Origin of the sequence: Streptococcus sp. HMSC077F03 (assembly GCF_001812375.1) — a bacterium.
GTDB classification, from domain to species: domain Bacteria; phylum Bacillota; class Bacilli; order Lactobacillales; family Streptococcaceae; genus Streptococcus; species Streptococcus oralis_S.
In genome coordinates this window covers 384,580-402,578 of record NZ_KV808793.1, presented here as the reverse complement: position 1 = coordinate 402,578, position 17,999 = coordinate 384,580, and the positions used below count along the sequence as shown (strand labels likewise).

23 protein-coding genes are annotated in these 17,999 nt (G+C 39.9%); 14 read left to right on the top strand and 9 right to left on the bottom strand.

From position 1 onward, the window contains the following. From HMPREF2853_RS07200 to HMPREF2853_RS07190, 3 genes are all read right to left on the bottom strand, one after another. The coding region (locus tag HMPREF2853_RS07200) for a hypothetical protein (protein WP_070535434.1) at positions 1 to 1,321 on the bottom strand (1,321 nt) is incomplete at its 3' end. Positions 1,322 to 1,433: 112 nt separating this feature from the next. Continuing rightward, positions 1,434 to 1,673, bottom strand: a complete 240-nt coding sequence (locus tag HMPREF2853_RS07195; RefSeq protein ID WP_000600222.1) for a zinc-ribbon domain-containing protein — start codon at positions 1,671 to 1,673, stop codon at positions 1,434 to 1,436. A gap of 27 nt (positions 1,674 to 1,700) precedes the next feature. Further along, positions 1,701 to 2,507 (bottom strand): peptidylprolyl isomerase, encoded by an 807-nt coding sequence (locus tag HMPREF2853_RS07190; RefSeq protein ID WP_000731930.1) that lies wholly within the window; start codon positions 2,505 to 2,507, stop codon positions 1,701 to 1,703. 214 nt (positions 2,508 to 2,721) lie between these two features. Here HMPREF2853_RS07190 and rpsP point away from each other — a divergent pair, with 214 nt between their 5' ends. The 9 genes from rpsP (at position 2,722) to HMPREF2853_RS07145 (ending at position 7,950) form a co-directional block, all read left to right on the top strand. Next, complete coding sequence (gene rpsP / locus HMPREF2853_RS07185) at positions 2,722 to 2,994, top strand: 30S ribosomal protein S16 (protein ID WP_000268760.1); 273 nt, start codon at positions 2,722 to 2,724, stop codon at positions 2,992 to 2,994. 19 nt (positions 2,995 to 3,013) lie between these two features. Then, the gene (gene kphA, locus HMPREF2853_RS07180) at positions 3,014 to 3,253 is read left to right on the top strand and encodes an RNA-binding protein KphA (RefSeq protein ID WP_000379617.1); all 240 of its coding nucleotides are present in this window, start codon (positions 3,014 to 3,016) and stop codon (positions 3,251 to 3,253) included. Between the two features lie 43 nt (positions 3,254 to 3,296). Continuing rightward, positions 3,297 to 3,632: a MazG nucleotide pyrophosphohydrolase domain-containing protein gene (locus HMPREF2853_RS07175; protein ID WP_025171532.1), complete on the top strand. Its 336-nt coding sequence runs from the start codon at positions 3,297 to 3,299 to the stop codon at positions 3,630 to 3,632. Positions 3,633 to 3,706: 74 nt separating this feature from the next. Continuing rightward, the gene (locus HMPREF2853_RS07170; RefSeq protein ID WP_000801504.1) at positions 3,707 to 4,258 is read left to right on the top strand and encodes a putative immunity protein; all 552 of its coding nucleotides are present in this window, start codon (positions 3,707 to 3,709) and stop codon (positions 4,256 to 4,258) included. Between the two features lie 129 nt (positions 4,259 to 4,387). Beyond that, positions 4,388 to 5,290 (top strand): DMT family transporter, encoded by a 903-nt coding sequence (locus HMPREF2853_RS07165; RefSeq protein WP_070535433.1) that lies wholly within the window; start codon positions 4,388 to 4,390, stop codon positions 5,288 to 5,290. A gap of 149 nt (positions 5,291 to 5,439) precedes the next feature. Next, positions 5,440 to 6,297, top strand: coding sequence for an alpha/beta fold hydrolase (locus HMPREF2853_RS07160; protein WP_000803906.1), 858 nt, complete (start codon positions 5,440 to 5,442; stop codon positions 6,295 to 6,297). 75 nt (positions 6,298 to 6,372) lie between these two features. Then, entirely contained in the window at positions 6,373 to 6,891 is a 519-nt protein-coding gene (gene rimM / locus HMPREF2853_RS07155) for a ribosome maturation factor RimM (RefSeq protein WP_001105904.1), read from the top strand. Further along, positions 6,881 to 7,600: a tRNA (guanosine(37)-N1)-methyltransferase TrmD gene (gene trmD / locus HMPREF2853_RS07150; protein WP_002881193.1), complete on the top strand. Its 720-nt coding sequence runs from the start codon at positions 6,881 to 6,883 to the stop codon at positions 7,598 to 7,600. The genes rimM and trmD overlap by 11 nt, the downstream gene beginning before the upstream one ends. Before the next feature lie 11 nt (positions 7,601 to 7,611). Next, the gene (locus HMPREF2853_RS07145; RefSeq protein WP_001196045.1) at positions 7,612 to 7,950 is read left to right on the top strand and encodes an ATP cone domain-containing protein; all 339 of its coding nucleotides are present in this window, start codon (positions 7,612 to 7,614) and stop codon (positions 7,948 to 7,950) included. Positions 7,951 to 7,977: 27 nt separating this feature from the next. Here the strand turns inward: HMPREF2853_RS07145 and HMPREF2853_RS07140 are convergent, their stop codons facing one another. Further along, the gene (locus HMPREF2853_RS07140; protein ID WP_001250028.1) at positions 7,978 to 8,298 is read right to left on the bottom strand and encodes a hypothetical protein; all 321 of its coding nucleotides are present in this window, start codon (positions 8,296 to 8,298) and stop codon (positions 7,978 to 7,980) included. A gap of 103 nt (positions 8,299 to 8,401) precedes the next feature. Here HMPREF2853_RS07140 and HMPREF2853_RS07135 point away from each other — a divergent pair, with 103 nt between their 5' ends. After that, entirely contained in the window at positions 8,402 to 8,620 is a 219-nt protein-coding gene (locus HMPREF2853_RS07135) for a YdbC family protein (RefSeq protein ID WP_000807421.1), read from the top strand. A gap of 32 nt (positions 8,621 to 8,652) precedes the next feature. On the opposite strand, the gene HMPREF2853_RS07130 is transcribed toward HMPREF2853_RS07135, so the two are convergent. The 3 genes from HMPREF2853_RS07130 to gor form a co-directional block, all read right to left on the bottom strand. Beyond that, positions 8,653 to 9,210 carry a TetR/AcrR family transcriptional regulator gene (locus HMPREF2853_RS07130; RefSeq protein ID WP_007522198.1) on the bottom strand — a complete coding sequence of 186 codons (558 nt, stop codon included), beginning with the start codon at positions 9,208 to 9,210 and terminating at the stop codon, positions 8,653 to 8,655. Positions 9,211 to 9,602: 392 nt separating this feature from the next. Further along, positions 9,603 to 10,139: a biotin transporter BioY gene (locus HMPREF2853_RS07125; protein WP_000709009.1), complete on the bottom strand. Its 537-nt coding sequence runs from the start codon at positions 10,137 to 10,139 to the stop codon at positions 9,603 to 9,605. 143 nt (positions 10,140 to 10,282) lie between these two features. Further along, positions 10,283 to 11,629: a glutathione-disulfide reductase gene (gene gor, locus HMPREF2853_RS07120; protein WP_001209551.1), complete on the bottom strand. Its 1,347-nt coding sequence runs from the start codon at positions 11,627 to 11,629 to the stop codon at positions 10,283 to 10,285. A 266-nt stretch (positions 11,630 to 11,895) separates the two neighbouring features. Here gor and HMPREF2853_RS07115 point away from each other — a divergent pair, with 266 nt between their 5' ends. The 4 genes from HMPREF2853_RS07115 (at position 11,896) to metG (ending at position 17,155) form a co-directional block, all read left to right on the top strand. Continuing rightward, positions 11,896 to 13,080, top strand: a complete 1,185-nt coding sequence (locus tag HMPREF2853_RS07115) for an efflux RND transporter periplasmic adaptor subunit (RefSeq protein ID WP_000827872.1) — start codon at positions 11,896 to 11,898, stop codon at positions 13,078 to 13,080. Then, positions 13,064 to 13,765, top strand: a complete 702-nt coding sequence (locus tag HMPREF2853_RS07110; protein WP_049550361.1) for an ABC transporter ATP-binding protein — start codon at positions 13,064 to 13,066, stop codon at positions 13,763 to 13,765. The genes HMPREF2853_RS07115 and HMPREF2853_RS07110 overlap by 17 nt, the downstream gene beginning before the upstream one ends. A 1-nt stretch (position 13,766) precedes the next feature. After that, complete coding sequence (locus HMPREF2853_RS07105) at positions 13,767 to 15,026, top strand: ABC transporter permease (RefSeq protein ID WP_049550360.1); 1,260 nt, start codon at positions 13,767 to 13,769, stop codon at positions 15,024 to 15,026. A 131-nt stretch (positions 15,027 to 15,157) separates the two neighbouring features. Next, the gene (gene metG / locus HMPREF2853_RS07100; RefSeq protein WP_070535431.1) at positions 15,158 to 17,155 is read left to right on the top strand and encodes a methionine--tRNA ligase; all 1,998 of its coding nucleotides are present in this window, start codon (positions 15,158 to 15,160) and stop codon (positions 17,153 to 17,155) included. Between the two features lie 16 nt (positions 17,156 to 17,171). Here metG and HMPREF2853_RS07095 read toward each other — a convergent pair whose 3' ends face one another. After that, the gene (locus HMPREF2853_RS07095; protein ID WP_000684209.1) at positions 17,172 to 17,705 is read right to left on the bottom strand and encodes a DNA topology modulation protein; all 534 of its coding nucleotides are present in this window, start codon (positions 17,703 to 17,705) and stop codon (positions 17,172 to 17,174) included. A gap of 52 nt (positions 17,706 to 17,757) precedes the next feature. Next, positions 17,758 to 17,994, bottom strand: coding sequence for a 30S ribosomal protein S20 (gene rpsT, locus HMPREF2853_RS07090; protein WP_002895661.1), 237 nt, complete (start codon positions 17,992 to 17,994; stop codon positions 17,758 to 17,760). Positions 17,995 to 17,999 lie beyond the last annotated feature (5 nt).

Below are 17,999 nucleotides of genomic sequence, written 5' to 3'. Positions count from 1 at the left end.
CAAACCACCCGTTAGACGGGTGGTTATGATTTAGTTGCTTAAGACTATCTTTTTCCAAGTAACTCTTACCATTTTCAACAACCATAGTGATGGTGACGTCGGTATATTTACCGTCAGATAAAGTGCTAAAAATGAATCTATAGATACCATCTGATAGAGTTCCGACTGGAAGTGATGTTAATTTATCTTTTAAGTAGTCTACACGATTATCATTTTTATGATTTTGTCTATCCTCGATTATACTGAAATTTAAGTACTTGATAGAAATGATTAGAGATTTATTGTTGATATGTTTGTTAATATCGATATTGTAAAATCCTGCAATATCTGTATCTCCATTTTCTCTATTTTTAACAGCCTCTTTAATAAGAATACTATAAAATTTTCTTTTGTCAGCTGGTGTAATCTCGACAGAATTATTCTCTAGTAATTTGAAACCAACTGCCTCATTAAGTTTAGTCACTATATCATCTTTTAGTTTTAGATCTCTTATTCTTTCTTCGTAGACCTTTAAGACAAATTCAAATTGTTCAAGTGTAACTTTATCAAATAACTCCCTTTCCGCATCGTTTTCCAGATAGGAACGAATTTCTTCCTTGGCCTTTTCATCTAATGTTGTCACGTGTGTTCCATTATGAACATCAGAAACATAAATATAATCGATAAAATTTTCTCCGTTCGATAAAGTCTCATTATAGAATAAAGTAGTAAGAGTTCCGTTATAAGGCTCATTTAAATGTTCTTTCTCATATACTTCGACTTTTCCTTTTAGGCCAAAGTCTTTAAAGTCTTGTACATATTGAACAGTCGAGCCCCATAACGAAACTTTGCTATTGTTGACTAACAATAAATTACATAACAAAAAGACTATAGTTCCAAAAACAAAACTTGATTTGTTAGAAGACTTGTTATCTTGATTGAGCTTCGTTTTTTGAAAGTTTCCAATAAAGAAGATAATAGAGTATAGGAGACTAACGGTAAACAACATTAGGAAATTATAAATATAATTGATTGACCACAAACTTAGATATACTATATTTGATAATTGTAAGCAGACTCCTAAAGTCGCTAAAATCACTTGTATATTACTAGTCTTTTGGACTAGCTGATTATCTTTAAAGCTTGATTTTAATTTCAGAGGATCTCTGAAGGCAAAAAAATTACCTAAAAGGATTAAAGCTATTGCTAAAAAGAATACAGGCGGTAGAATGAAAAAAGCATAACCTGATGAATAGAAGGGAGCAAAAAAAACTAGATTATAGAGTAAATATCCTAATAAGACCAAGCAAAGTCGTATCAAGCTTATTTTATATGGTTTCATAGGAGAGCCTCCTTTTGTTACTGTTAACTGTATTATATCATAAGTGGAGAAGAAAATAGAGCGCTTATATGGAAAGATCAATTAAAAAGATAGACCCTATGACCTATCCTTTTTAATAGTTTAGATATTGTTCCATTTCGGATTTTTGGATTTCTTTTCCGTAGTGACAAATCGGGCAAGAAACGAAATAAGTTTTGCCGTAAGGAAAAAGTGGAATCCAGTAGAGTGTGAACTTGCGTCCAGTTTCCACAATTTCCCAAGTGTCTGTATTGTTGCAGTGTCCGCACTCAATAGAATTTTGTGTATGTCCTAATTCTTTTACATAACCTTTAGAACCCCAAAATAGAATCATATCCTTATCTCCTCCTATTTAAATTGTTTATTTTTTGCTGAAGTCGTAGTCTTTCACCACTTCGATACTATCAATGGTGATAGCAGACGTTGGTTTGTCTTTCTCATCTTTTTCAGCTTTGGCAATCTTGTCAACAACATCCATGCCATCGATGACTTGACCAAAGACAGGGTGTTTGCCGTCTAGACTTGGATTTCCACCTTCTTTATAGGCTTCGATGATTTTCTTAGGATATTTGCTGGTAGGGAGTTTAGCAGAAATATCTGTTGAGTTTTGATTGATGAAGAATTGGCTACCGTTGGTGTTTGGTTGACCAGTGTTAGCCATAGCAAGGGCTCCTCGGATATTGTATAGGTAAGGAGAGATTTCATTTTTGAAACCAGTTCCCTTGTCCTTTGTTTTGTCCTTATCATGCCAGATAGATTGGCCCCCTGTACCATCTCCCTTAGGATCTCCAGTTTGGACCATAAAGCCATCAATGACACGGTGGAAGGTGATGCCGTTATAGTAGCCTTCTTTGGCATGAGTGAGGAAGTTTTCAACTGCTAGAGGTGCTAGTTTTGGAAAGAGTTTGATGCGGATATCGCCTTGATTTGTGTGTAAAATGACCTCGGCTTCATCTTCAGCAACTTCTTTAGAAAGTTGAGGGAAGTTGGCATTTTCATTGGTCAAAGCGTCATTCAAATCTTTGGCAGCCTGAGCAGCTGCTTTAGAACTTTCTTCAGCTGAGATGCTAGAGTCGACATAGTCATCACCACGGAGACCACGTTGGATACTAGTACATCCAGCAAGAGCAACAGTTGATAGTAAAAGAAGGGTTGCTAGTTTTTTCATTGTTTTCCTCTCAAAAATTCATTTCTACCATTGTACCCTAAAAGAGAGGTGATTTCAAATGTTAATGATTTTACTAAAAATTTCTAGTAGTAAAAAATTAAAACTCTGTCAAGTTTTTTTCTTGACACCTGTCAGAAATCTGCTATAATAGAACATGTGCTAAATAGCTCAGCTATTTCACCGAAATAAAAAATAAGAAAAGAGACATTAAAAAATGGCAGTTAAAATCCGTTTGACTCGTATGGGTTCTAAGAAAAAACCTTTCTACCGTATCAACGTAGCAGACTCACGTTCACCACGTGACGGACGTTTCATCGAAACAGTTGGGACTTACAACCCACTTGTTGCTGAAAACCAAGTAACTTTGAAAGAAGACCGCGTTCTTGCATGGTTGGCTGATGGAGCTCAACCTTCAGATACAGTTCGCAACATCCTTTCAAAAGAAGGCGTATTGAAAAAATTCCACGATTCTAAATTCTCAAAATAAGTTTAAAGTAGGTTGACAGATGGATACGATTGAAAATCTCATTATTGCGATTGTGAAACCTTTGATTTCACAACCTGATGCCTTAACTATCAAGATTGAAGACACACCAGAGTTTTTGGAGTATCACTTGGATCTTGACCAAAGCGATGTCGGTCGTGTTATCGGTCGTAAGGGTCGCACTATCTCAGCGATAAGAACGATTGTCTACTCTGTCCCAACTGAAGACAAAAAAGTAAGAATCGTTATCGATGAAAAATAAAGAAAGCGGGACTGATGTCTCGCTTTTTTTTGAGGAGGAGAAGATGATGGATTTAACGTTTAGACAATTACAAGCTTACTTACTCGAACATTACCAGCAATCTCGAACGGAGGAAGGACTCTTTATCAAACTAGTGGAGGAAGTCGGAGAAGTAGCTGAGGTCTTGAATGGGCGCTCTGGTCGAAAAGAGGGCGTCCAGGACTCAAATGACGAACTAGCCAAAGAACTAGCTGATATTATTCACTACACGGTCGCTATTGCGGCTATCAACGATATTGACCTAACCAAAATCATTTTTGACAAAGATAAAAAAGCAGCCATTAAGTATCAGCACAAACAAGATTTGGAAGGATTTTTGGATAACTTCCAAGAGAACTAGGAGTAATCTCTTTTCACTAATATGAAAGGTTTCTCCTAGCTTACGCTAGCTAGTAAGAAAGAATAGAGAAAGCAATGAAACCTGAGGATTATGCATGGAATGAGTTTGAACGAACTGCCTATAAGACTAAAATGAATCACCTACCCAGTCCTTACAAAGTTGCCATTTGGGATGACTCTGAGAAAAGATTGGAGCTAGAACAAATACTGGATAGACTTCCTCAGAAAGAACTAGCTCGATGGGCATTAGAGAACTCGCAAGATTTCTTATCTTTAATTGATATCGGTGATGAAGGTGAGAAAAATAAAATAATTCGGCAAACTTATGAGGCTTTTGATGCACGATTGAGAAATGAGTTCTCACCTCATGAGTTGAGAAAAGCAGGTTTCGCAGCAAATCTCCTCTCCAAAAATGCCCAAAATCAAATCGCTAAGTACGCTGCCAGAGTCTTTGTACAAGCTATTTCAACAGCCCATATGAGAGGACACGCCATCGTTTCCGCGGATTATGCTATCAAAGTAAGGAATCTCCAAGAGGCAGACAAGCTAGAACTTGTAAGAAAAGAACGAGAAAAGCAGATCAGACTGGCTGAATCCTTTTTAGCTAATGTAATAGATAAACGGTGAAAGAAGGAATAAAATACCAATCCTAGAAATAGCATCTAGGATTTTACTATGCTAAAATGGATAGACAGTTTTAAGGAATTCTAGTCAATTAATCTTGAGAATAGCTATTTTTAAAGGGAGTAACATTCTATGAACGAGAAAACAAAAGCTTACCTAGCAGCCTTATCCTTTTCAGCCATCATTGGTTTTTCTTTTTTATTTACTAAGATAGCTTTGGGCTATGCCAGTCCTCTTACAAACTTGGCACATCGCTATACAATCGCAGCTTTTGTATTGGTCGTCCTTCATCAAACCAAACTTATCAAAGTGAGTTTAAGTAGAAAAGATATTCTTTCTATTCTTCCTATGAGTCTTTTCTATCCACTTCTCTTTTTTATTTTTCAATCTTTTGCCTTACAGTATATATCGTCTTCTGAAGCGGGAATTTTACAAGCTCTTGTCCCAATTTTTACACTCCTTTTAGCATCGGTCTTTCTCAAGGAAAAGACAAGTTTGCTGCAAAAGTTCTTTTTAATTTTATCCGTAGCAGGAGTAGTTTTCATCTTCCTTAGCAAAGGAGCGAACTTTAGCACGGAAACTGCTAGCTTGGGCTTTCTCTTGATGTTGGGATCTGTTCTTGCCAATGCGATAAACAATATTCTCAGCAAGGCTAAAGGAGGTCGCTATCGGGCCATGGATATGACAGTTGTTGTGATATTTGTTGGCTTCGTCACCTTTAATACGTTGAGTATGACCTCTCACTATCTAGAGGGGAACATATTAGCTTACTTTGCGCCACTTGGACAGGTACCCTATCTGCTTTCCATCCTCTATTTGGGAATTTTAGCCTCTATAGTTACTGGTAGTCTCTCTATCTATGCTATTGTTCGCCTCGGGGCATCAACCGTCAGTGTCTTTGGCAATCTTGGAACAGTTTTGACCATTCTAGCTGGGGCTCTTATCCTCCACGAACCAATTTATAGTTACCATGTGATAGGAGCTGCTCTGATTATTGCTGGAATTTTAGGCATGAATCTGATGAGAAAAAAGTAAAGATTGCTTAGCAGTCTTTTTCTTTACCTAAATGATGCAGAAAATTCAAAATTTTTAATGAAATCAAGTTTAGAAAACCATGATTTTAATATAGCATGATAAAATAGATACAAAGAATGATATCAGGATAAAGAGGAGCGAATGTAGTAATGAAGCCAAATGATATTGCTGAAGCTATTGCTTTTTATAACAGAGAACCCAAGATGTTGGAACGTCACATTATACCAGTATTAGATTGTGATTTGGTTGTTTATCATCGTCCTGGGAATGCAAATAAAGGCCACATTATTTTCTATCATGGAGCTTGTGGCCGTAGTCAGATGTGGGCCCACCAGTATGATGCCTTTGAGGGATTTGACCTCTATTTTGTCAATGTTAGAGGGCAGGGTGAATCACCTATGAAAGTTGGTCTACCTGACTTGGAAGGTGCTGTTCAAGATGTAGATGCCATTTTGTCCTATTTCCAGTTGGATAAGGTGATATTGGTTGGTCATTCTTGGGGAGGAAATCCACTTCAAGAGTATACCTATCGCCATCCAGAAAGAGTCCTAGCCTTGGTCATGGTAGATAGTTGGGGACAGCATCGATACCTATCAGAGAAAGAAAGAGGTCGAATCAAATATAGTTCTCTTATGTACAAGACGATTCCTTGGAAGGTGATTGCTGATAAGAACTCAAAAATGTGTACTGATAACCCTATCACAAGAGAATTGGTCAAGACGGCCATTATAGAAACTGGGCAAGATGTTTTCTTGAATCTTGGAATCACAGGTTTCTTGGCAGTCCATGAGATAGAAGGATATAAAGGAAATCCTCCCATGCTATTAGTAAGAGGCGAAAATGATTTCCCCAAACACCTAAAAATAATCTATGATGGGATCATTGCTTTAAATCCCAATGCATGTCAAGTAACGATTTCAGATAGCAAACACCAACCGATGAATGACCACCCTAAAGAGTTTAATCAGATAGTTGGTGATTTTTTTGAAGAAGTAGTAGCCTTGTAAGATAGAACCTATCCAACTTGTGAAAATCCCTGGAACGTGATAAAATAAAGGATAGAAATAGATACAGGAGACAAGATGAACTACTTTAATGTTGGAAAAATCGTCAATACGCAGGGTCTACAGGGGGAGATGCGAGTCTTGTCTGTTACGGATTTTGCCGAAGAACGATTTAAAAAGGGAGCAGAGCTGGCTTTATTTGATGAAAAAGATCAGTTTGTCCAAACAGTGACCATCGCCAGCCGCCGTAAGCATAAGAACTTTGACATTATCAAATTCAAAGACATGTACCATATCAATGCGATTGAAAAGTACAAGGGCTATAGTCTCAAGGTCGCTGAGGAAGATTTGAACGATTTAGATGATGGTGAATTCTACTATCACGAGATTATCGGTTTGGATGTTTACGAGGGAGATAACTTGATAGGAACTATCAAGGAAATCCTACAACCAGGTGCCAACGATGTCTGGGTGGTCAAACGAAAAGGTAAGCGTGATTTGCTTTTACCTTACATTCCGCCAGTAGTTCTCAATGTTGATATTCCAAACAAACGGGTTGATGTGGACATCTTAGAAGGGTTAGATGATGAAGATTGATATTTTAACCCTCTTTCCAGAGATGTTTTCTCCGCTGGAACACTCGATTGTTGGGAAGGCTCGAGAAAAAGGGCTCTTGGATATCCAGTATCATAATTTCAGAGAATACGCTGAAAAGGCCCGTCATGTTGACGATGAGCCCTACGGAGGCGGTCAGGGGATGTTGCTCCGAGCCCAACCCATTTTCGATGCTTTTGATGCTATTGAAAAGAAAAATCCCCGTGTCATACTTCTTGATCCTGCTGGGAAACAGTTCAATCAGGCTTACGCTGAAGATTTGGCCCAGGAAGAGGAGCTTATCTTTATCTGTGGTCACTATGAAGGGTATGACGAGCGGATCAAGACCTTGGTAACCGATGAAATTTCTCTAGGAGACTATGTCTTGACTGGTGGTGAATTGGCAGCCATGACCATGATTGATGCGACCGTGCGCTTGATACCAGAAGTGATTGGTAAGGAGTCCAGTCACCAGGATGATAGCTTTTCTTCAGGTCTTCTCGAATATCCTCAGTATACACGCCCTTATGACTATCGTGGCATGGTGGTTCCAGATGTGCTCATGAGTGGGCACCATGAAAAGATTCGCCAGTGGCGTCTCTATGAGAGTCTAAAGAAAACCTACGAGCGCAGACCTGACCTGCTAGAAAACTATCAACTGACAGCCGAAGAAGAAAAGATGCTGGCTGAAATCAAAGAAAACAAAGAATAAAGGAGAACCTTATGCAAGTAATCAAACGTAATGGAGAAATTGCTGAATTTGATCCAGATAAAATTTACCAAGCTGTCCTAAAAGCAGCTCAAACAGTTTATGTTTTGACCGATGACCTGCGTCAAAACCTAGCGCAAGTTACTAAAAAAGTCGTTTTGGACTTGGAAGAAGCAAAAGTAGAACGTGCCACTATCAGCATGATCCAATCAATGGTTGAACACCGCTTACTTGGAGCTGGTTACATCACAATTGCAGAACACTATATCTCTTATCGTTTGCAACGCGATTTGGAGAGAAGTGGTTATGGCGACCATATCGCCGTTCATCTTCATTTTGAACAAATCCGTTAAGAAAAAGAGTGGGATGCAAAGAACATCTCACTCTTTCTTAAATAGACTTTTCTGAGCTTTTTGTACAGTTGAGGGAACAAAACGAAGTCGTTTAATATCACTGATACGAATGATTCGGGTCACGTTTTTTGAAAAATTTTTGATGATAATTTGTTGGCGATTAGCATCGTGTTTGACAATATCACCCGTAAAACTTGTCTCAGCAAGTATCACATGAACAGCCGTCTTTTTCTGGATGGCTTGTTCAATCATAGCAGAGAGGGAGTTATCCTCAATTTGAGGATGATCATCATTCCCATTGAGAAAACCATGTAGTTTATCTAGAACTAGTTTGAATGTCTGTCTCATAGAATCCTCCCTTCTTATATATCCACATTATATAAAATTTTCTTAAAAACCACAAGATTTTTACGAATAGACTATAGAAAGCATATCACATAAAGGAGTTAAAATGGCAGAATTTACATTTGAAATTGAAGAACACTTGCTCACCTTGTCTGAAAATGACAAAGGATGGACAAAAGAACTAAATCGCGTTAGCTTTAATGGATCACCAGCAAAGTTTGATATTCGTTCTTGGAGTCCAGACCATACTAAAATGGGCAAGGGAATTACTCTTACAAATGAAGAATTTCAGGTAATGGTTGATGCTTTTAAAGGTGGACAATAAAAAAATCTTGAGTAGAACTCAAGATTCTTTTTTTAGGACACGATATAGTCACAAAGAGAAGTCTTAGCCAATTGAATGAAAGTCTCTCTATACTCTTCAGGTGGAATTGGATTATCTTTACGAATCCAGACCTCAATGAAAGAGATTGCCATAGTCGTAATGATATAAGCGATGTCTTCTTTATTAAAATTATATTTCAGTTGGTAATTGACATTCTTGAGGACCCATTCAGAGTATGTTCCACGAAGAAATTCCTTCCAACATGGGTCGACTTGTGTGGTATACAAGGTGTTAATAACTTCCCTTTTTTCGTATATGAGAGGAAGTATATGGTCTGCTAAAAAGCTGATAGGATCTCCATCATTGCTAGGGCAGAACTTATTAAAGACGTTAAAAATGTGCTGATTGGTCTCTTCGTGAATGTATTCGATAATATCTTCAAAGTTGTTAAAATGCTTTTGATAAATCGCTTGTCGTGAAATACCAGCTTCAGCAGCAATTTCAGTCATTGTAAAGGAACTACGCTGAGGATTTTTCTTAGCTAGTGTGATGAGAGCTCTAATGATTAGCTCACGAGTATTCTTTGCCATAGAATTACCTTTCTTCTTATAATTATTTACAGTTATTTTTGAATGAAGAAAAATCAGAATGTTAAAGTTAATATAAACAATCAATGAACATTAAATTTTCTGAATCTTTTAGGTAGCTCTATTGTATCACAAATAATTTATAAAATATAGCTCTCTCAGTGAAAATGCGTTTTCTGAAAAGTATACAATTGCCAACCTTCCGAAATCAATGGAAGCATATTTGGTTTGAATCAATTAGAATACTTTTCTACTTTGCATATTTTGAATAGCTATAATTTGAAGAATAAAACGATTAATATTCATACTGGTATAAGAATAGTCAAGTATCTAAATAGTGTACAGTTGATTCTTAGAATGGAAATAGTCCAGAACAATGGTTCTGGACTATTCTTTTATCTTGAAAAATATGGAAGGCTTTTCAATCGTTTGAGTAGGGGACGACTAATGAAACTAATGGCAATAATCTTACCAAGATCAGGGAGGATAAAGGGAAGGACACCGACAGCTAGTGCCTGATCAAATGGCATACCAGCTAGGAAGTGGAGGCTGAGAATGCCTCCGACAAAGACGAGGGAGTCACCCAAGAGGTTGGCTAGGAAAATGCGAATGTAGCCACTATTTTGATGGATGAGATAAGATGTAAGTCCAGCATAGACAAGGTCGAACCAAAGATAACCTGCACTTGGGCCGATTAAAACGTGAAATCCTGCACCACCCCCTGCAAAGACAGGTAGACCAATAGCACCCAGCAAGAGATAGAGAGCTACAGATAGAACAGCTTCTCTGGGTCTAAAAACAGTAGCAATCAGACCGATTGCAAAGTTTTGCAAAGTGAAAGGTACAGGACCGATAGGGAGACTGATTTGTGCCAATACGGCGATGAGAGCAGCACCGATAGCAGGGATAGCATAGATATGAGCTTTTTTCAAAACTGTTAACCTCTTTTCAAAATTATAGTAACTATTATACTAATCTAGAAAGAAAAGTCAACCTATTTTTGAAATCAAGGTAACAATTTTGTAACAGCCGATTTTACAAGTAAAAAGAGACCTCAAGAGGTCTCTTGTGATAATTAGCGCATGATTACAAATTCTTCCGAGGTAGTTGGGTGGATAGCTACTGTAGCATCAAAGTCCGCCTTGGTTGCTCCCATCTTGATGGCCACAGCGAATCCTTGAATCATCTCATCCACTCCGTAACCAAGTCCGTGAAGTCCAACAACTTTTTCGTCAGCACCGGCGGTGATGAGTTTGAAGCGAGATTCTTGACGATGGTTTGTAACGGCTGAGTACATAGATGCAAAGCTTGACTTGTAGATTTTGATGTTATCTTGGCCGTATTCTTTGATAGCTTGATCCTCAGTTAAACCAACGGTTCCGATTGCTGGGTGGGAGAAGACAACAGTAGGGATAGTCGTGTAGTCCATCTTAGCATTTGTTTTCCCGTTGAAGAGGCGTTCAGATAGGGTACGTCCTGCCTTGATGGCTACTGGGGTCAGTTCCTTCTCACCAGTAACGTCTCCGAGGGCATAGATACCATCTACAACTGTATTTTGATACTCATCCACTTGGATAAATCCACGTTCGTTGAGTGTAACGCCGGCCTTTTCTAACTCCAGTCCGTCTACAATTGGTCGGCGGCCGGTAGCCCAGATAACTTGGCTGGCAGTGTGACTAGAACCATCTTCGAAATGAATCGTAATGCCTTGCTCTGATTTTTCTAGTTTAGCTGGTACCTTGTGTGTGTGTAAAGGTAGACCTGTTTTTTCCATTTCATTGACCAGTCCTTCAACGATGTAGCTGTCAAAAGTGCGCAAGGGACGATCACGACGGACAAACAAATCCGTTTTTACTCCTAGTGCGTGGAGAACACCTGCTAATTCAACGGCGATATAGCCAGCTCCAAGAATCGCAACAGATTCAGGAAGTTGCTCCCAAGCAAAGACATCGTCTGAGCTACCACCAAGTTCAGCTCCAGGGATAGTTGGAATGCTTGGACGAGCGCCAGTCGCAATCACGATATGTTTGGCACGAATCAATTCACCATTAACGCTGACCGTATGAGCATCAATGAAATGAGCACGACCTTCAATCAAATCAACACCGTTGCGCTTGAAACTTCCATCATAAGATGAGCGAGCACGGTCGATGTAGGCTTCACGATTTTGACGAAGTTTTGCGAAATCAAATTGAACATCTGAACTTGTAAAACCATAGTCAGGGCCGTAGTGGTGGAAGCTTTCAGCGATTTGCGCTCCATACCACATGATTTTTTTAGGAACACAGCCGACATTGACACAAGTTCCACCTAATTTTTTCTCTTCGATAACGGCTGCTTTAGCGCCGTGTTCACCAGCTCGGTTCATAGTGGCGATGCCGCCGCTCCCTCCACCAATGGCGATGATATCATATTCTCTCATAGAAAACTCCTTATAGCTTTGATAGTTATATTCTATCGTTTTTATTTTTTGAATGCAAAAATCTGCTACGATAAAAAAAATATAAAAACGCTTGCTAAATTCAAAAAGATATTGTATTCTATATCTAGAACAATAATCCAATAAACGAATGCCGAACGAAATAATGATCCTGAATTGTCATTGTTTCCATCTGAACTGTCATTGTTTGGTCTCGGTATTTCTGATATAATGGTTTTTGTAAGGCAAAAGAATAAAGGAGCTTAAAAATGAAAAGAAATAAGAAGGCAAAAAAATGGCAATTATACACAGCGATTGGTATTGCCAGTGTTATTGTTATCGGTGCTGCGGGGATTTTGATTTTTAGACAACCTTCCCAGTCAGCAGTCAAGGAGGAAACATCTCATATCGTTACTGCTAAGGAAGGTTCTGTTGCTTCATCGGTTCTCTTGTCAGGTACGGTTACAGCAAAAAATGAACAATACGTTTATTTTGATGCTAGTAAGGGAGATTTAGATGAAATTCTCGTTTCAGTCGGGGACAAGGTCGAAGAAGGGCAAGCTTTGGTCAAATACAGCAGTGCAGATGCTCAAGCTGCCTATGATGCAGCCGATCGTGCAGTTGCAAAGGCAGACCGTCATATTGAGGAGTTAAACAAAGCTCGTGAAAATGCATCAGCTACACCAGCTTCTTCACAGGTTCCAACAGAAGCTGGACTCCCAGAACAAGCGCAAGCAGCGACTTCTTCCGTATCTTCTATTGATTCTCAAATCAGTGATGCCAAGGATAATCGTGCAGATGCTGTTGCCCAACTCAACAAGGCTCAGGCTCAGCTAGATGCTGCAACTGTCCTCAGTACACTAGAAGGGACTGTAGTTGAAGTTAATCGTAATGTTTCCAAATCGCCAACAGGTAATAGTCAAGTGGTAGTACATGTCGTAAGTAATGAAAACTTGCAGGTCAAAGGGGAGTTGTCTGAATACAACCTTGCTAATCTTTCTGTTGGGCAAGAAGTTACCTTTACTTCGAAGGTTTATCAAGATAAGAGCTGGACAGGTAAAATCAGCTATATTTCTGATTATCCTAAAAACAACGGGGAAGCAGCAAATGCAGCCCTTGGAGGAAATACTGGATCTAAGTACCCTTATACTGTTGATGTGACTAGCGATATCGGTGAGTTGAAACAAGGCTTCTCTGTCAGTGTGGAAGTCAAAAATAAGAGTAAGGCCATCCTTGTTCCTTTAACAAGTGTCGTTACCGAAAATGACAAAAACTATGTCTGGATCGTTGACGAGCAGAAAAAAGCGAAGAAGGTAGAAGTTACTTTGGGGAATGCGGACGCAGACAACCAAGAAATTACTTCAGGTTTGACAGACGGAGCCAAGGTCATCAGTAATCCAACATCTTCCTTGGAAGAAGGAAAAGAGGTGAAGGCTGATGAAGAAACTAATTAGTCTCAAAAATATCTGTAGAAGTTATCGAAATGGTGACCAAGAACTGCAGGTCCTTAAAAATATCAGTCTAGAAGTTCATGAAGGTGAGTTTGTTGCCATTATGGGACCATCTGGTTCTGGTAAGTCTACCTTGATGAATACCATCGGAATGTTGGATACACCAACCAGTGGAGAGTACTATCTTGAAGGTCAAGAAGTTGCAGGTCTTGGAGAGAAACAACTGGCCAAGGTCCGCAACCAGCAAATCGGCTTTGTCTTTCAGCAGTTCTTTCTCTTGTCCAAACTCAATGCGCTTCAAAATGTCGAATTGCCCTTGATTTACGCTGGTGTTTCGACTTCAAAACGACGGAAATTGGCTGAGGAATTTCTGGAAAAGGTTGAGCTAACGGAGCGCAGTCATCATTTGCCTTCCGAGTTATCAGGTGGTCAAAAGCAACGTGTAGCGATTGCGCGTGCCTTGGTAAACAATCCATCTATCATCCTAGCTGACGAACCGACAGGAGCCTTGGATACCAAGACAGGAAATCAAATCATGCAACTGTTGGTGGAGTTAAACAAGGAAGGGAAAACCATTATCATGGTCACGCATGAACCTGAGATTGCTGCCTATGCCAAACGCCAGATTGTCATTCGCGATGGTGTTATCTCATCAGACAGCGCCCCAGTAGAAAAGGAGGAAAACTAAGATGCAGAATCTGAAATTTGCCTTTTCATCCATCATGGCTCATAAGATGCGTTCCTTTCTGACCATGATTGGGATTATCATCGGAGTTTCGTCTGTCGTCGTCATCATGGCTCTGGGAGACTCCATGTCTCGTCAGGTCAATAAAAACATGACCAAATCGCAGAAGGATATTCATGTCTTTTTCTCTCCTATCAAGAGCAAGGACGGCTCCTTTACGCAGAAACAATCCGCTTTGACGGTCAGTGGGAAAGAAGAGGATGTTTATGTTGAACCACCAAAACCACTGGAGTCTTGGGTCAAGGAGGCTGCTAAACTCAAAGGAGTAGACAGTTACTATGTCACCAACTCGACTAACGTTACCCTGTCTTATAAGGATAAGAAGGTTGAACGAGCGACTTTGACTGGTGGAAATAGCACCTACATGAACGCAGTTGAAAATGAGATCGTTGCTGGTAGAAGTCTAAGACCACAAGACTACAAGGAATTTGCCAGTGTGATTTTATTGGATGAAGAACTAGCCAAGAGTTTGTTTGATAGTCCAGAAGCTGCGGTTAATCAAGTCATCTCTGTCAATGAATTTAGTTACCGTGTGATTGGCGTTTATACAAGTAATGAAGCTAAAACTGCTAAAGCTTTTGGGATTGGTGGTCTTCCAATTACGACCAATATCTCTCTCGCAGCTAATTTTAATACTGATGAAATCTCGAACATCGTCTTTCGTGTCAATGATACTAGTCTAACGCAGACCTTGGGTCCAGAGTTGGCTCGAAAACTGACTGAGATTGCAGGTCTTCAACAAGGGGAGTACCAAGTTGCGGATGCAACTGCCGCCTTCCAAGAGGTACAACAACTATTTGGATTTATGACCACTGTTATCAGTGCCATTGCAGGGATTTCACTCTTTGTTGGTGGTACAGGTGTTATGAATATCATGTTGGTTTCTGTGACAGAACGTACGCGTGAGATTGGCCTGCGTAAGGCTCTTGGAGCTACACGGGCTAATATCTTAGTACAGTTTTTGATTGAATCTATGATTTTGACCTTGCTAGGTGGTGTCATTGGTCTAGTAAGTGCAGCAGGCTTAACAATGTTAGCGGGTATCCTATTGCAAAATATGATTGCAGGTATCGAAGTTGGGGTTTCCCTCCCAATTGCTCTCTTTAGCTTAGCTGTGTCAGCTAGCGTTGGTATGATTTTCGGAGTCTTGCCGGCCAATAAAGCCTCTAAGCTTGATCCAATAGAAGCCCTTCGCTATGAATAAGATAAACAAGAAAAAAAGATAGACATTTGTCTATCTTTTTTTTGTATGGATTTTCCTATCGAAAATCACTAAAAATATGATATAATGAAGTGTTAGAAAAACAGGTTTCATTAGCCTGGAAAGGAAATATTATGTCTGAAAAGAATTTTTATATTACAACACCGATTTACTATCCATCTGGTAAACTTCATATCGGTTCTGCCTACACAACCATTGCTTGTGATGTCTTAGCACGTTACAAACGTCTTATGGGCTACGATGTCTTTTATCTAACAGGTTTAGATGAGCATGGTCAAAAGATTCAACAAAAAGCAGAAGAAGCTGGTATTACACCACAAGCCTATGTTGATGGCATGGCGGTTGGAGTCAAAGAACTCTGGCAATTACTCGATATCTCATACGATAAATTTATCCGTACGACGGATGACTACCATGAAAAAGTAGTGGCGCAAGTCTTTGAACGCTTACTTGCTCAAGATGACATCTATTTAGGTGAATATTCTGGTTGGTATTCAGTCTCAGATGAGGAATTCTTTACAGAAAGCCAGCTTGCGGAAGTCTTTCGTGATGAAGCTGGAAATGTGACGGGCGGTATCGCTCCATCAGGTCACGAAGTGGAGTGGGTTTCAGAAGAGTCTTACTTCCTTCGCCTCAGCAAATACCAAGACCGTTTGGTTGAATTTTTCAAATCTCATCCTGAATTTATCACTCCTGATGGTCGCCTTAATGAAATGCTTCGCAACTTCATCGAGCCAGGTTTAGAAGATTTGGCAGTTTCTCGTACAACCTTTACATGGGGAGTACCAGTCCCATCAAATCCAAAACACGTGGTCTATGTTTGGATTGATGCTCTCCTTAACTATGCGACAGCTCTTGGTTACGGTCAAGATGAGCATGGTAACTTTGACAAGTTCTGGAACGGAACAGTCTTCCAAATGGTCGGAAAAGACATCCTTCGTTTCCACTCCATCTACTGGCCAATCCTTCTTATGATGTTGGATATCAAATTGCCAGACCGCTTGATTGCCCACGGTTGGTTTGTCATGAAAGACGGCAAGATGTCTAAGTCTAAAGGGAATGTCGTTTACCCTGAAATGCTGGTAGAACGCTATGGCCTCGATCCACTTCGTTACTACCTCATGCGTAGCCTTCCAGTTGGTTCAGATGGAACCTTCACTCCTGAAGACTATGTAGGCCGTATCAACTATGAATTGGCAAATGACCTAGGGAACCTCCTTAACCGTACAGTTTCCATGATTAATAAGTACTTTGATGGGCAAATTCCAGCCTATGTAGAAGGTGTGACTGAATTTGACAATGCTCTTGCTCAAGTAGCAGAGCAATCTATCGCAGACTACCATACACACATGGAAGCAGTTGACTACCCACGTGCTCTGGAAGCAGTCTGGACTCTTATCTCTCGTACCAACAAATACATCGATGAGACAGCCCCATGGGTCTTGGCTAAGGATGAAGCCCTTCGCGACCAATTAGCAAGTGTTATGAGCCATTTGGCAGCTAGCCTTCGTGTCGTTGCTCACTTGATTGAGCCCTTTATGATGGAAACTAGTCGTGCAGTCTTGACTCAACTTGGTTTGGAAGAAGTAGCAAGTCTTGAGAACTTGAGCTTGGCAGATTTCCCTGCAGGTGTAACAGTCGTTGCCAAAGGGACACCAATCTTCCCACGTCTGGATATGGAAGAAGAAATCGCCTATATCAAGGGACAAATGGAAGGCAATAAACCAGCAGTCGAAAAAGAATGGAATCCAGATGAAGTTGAACTCAAACTAAACAAGGATGAAATCAAGTTTGAAGACTTTGATAAGGTTGAGATCCGTGTCGCAGAAGTCAAAGAAGTTTCTAAAGTGGAAGGTTCTGATAAGTTGCTCCAATTCCGATTAGATGCTGGTGATGGTCAAGACCGTCAAATCCTCTCAGGAATTGCCAAATACTATCCGAACGAACAAGAATTAGTCGGCAAGAAGGTACAAATCGTTGCTAACCTCAAACCACGGAAGATGATGAAAAAATATGTCAGCCAAGGGATGATTCTCTCAGCTGAACATGATGGACAATTAACCCTTCTCACAGTGGATCCAGCTGTACCAAATGGAAGTGTGATTGGGTAAAAGCAAAAAACCAACGTTAGGCACGTTGGTTTTTCTTGTTATGTACGAGATTATCTAAGAAGTGGTCTATCTCCTTTTGAGACTGGAGGACAATTACTTTCTCTAGATAGGTTTCTTGAACCCGTTGATAACGTTCTTTGGCATTCTTTGTCCGTCCATCCCAGAGAATCCATCGGATAAACTCCCAGTCAAAGCGTTCAGGGCAACCTGCAGCCATACTTTCTCTGACCTTGCGTCGATATGTGAGATACCGTTTAAAGGCTCGAAAGAGACAAGTCCATGGTGGAAAGTTGAGAAAGATAATTTGGTCAGCTTCCAGCATTCTTTCTTCATAGCAACACCAAGAGTAGTTGCCATCGATAACCCAAGCTTCATGCTTTGTGAGAAAGTTTTTCAACTCGCCCAGCATCCATTCGCGGTCACTGTCTTGCCAACCAGGTTGAAATTGGAGTGTATCCATATGCAGTTTGGGGATGGAGTAGTAGTTTGATAATTTTTCAGCTAGGGTTGACTTGCCTGCTCCGGAATATCCTATAATTGCGATTTTCATTTTCTACCTTTTCTGACTAGAGGACAAAAAAACAGCCTCTATGGACTGTTTCTTATTTAGCAAGTTTAGCTGAAAGACGAGCTTTATCGCGGCTTGCTTTGTTTTTATGAATCAAACCTTTAGTTTCTGCTTTGTCGATAGCTGAGCTAGCAGCACGGAAAAGTTCTTCAGAAGGGTTTGCTTCGAAAGCTTTGATAGCAGTACGCATAGCTGATTTTTGAGCTGAGTTTTTTTCGTTGTGTTTAACGTTCAATTCAGCGCGTTTGATAGCTGATTTAATGTTTGCCAATGTTC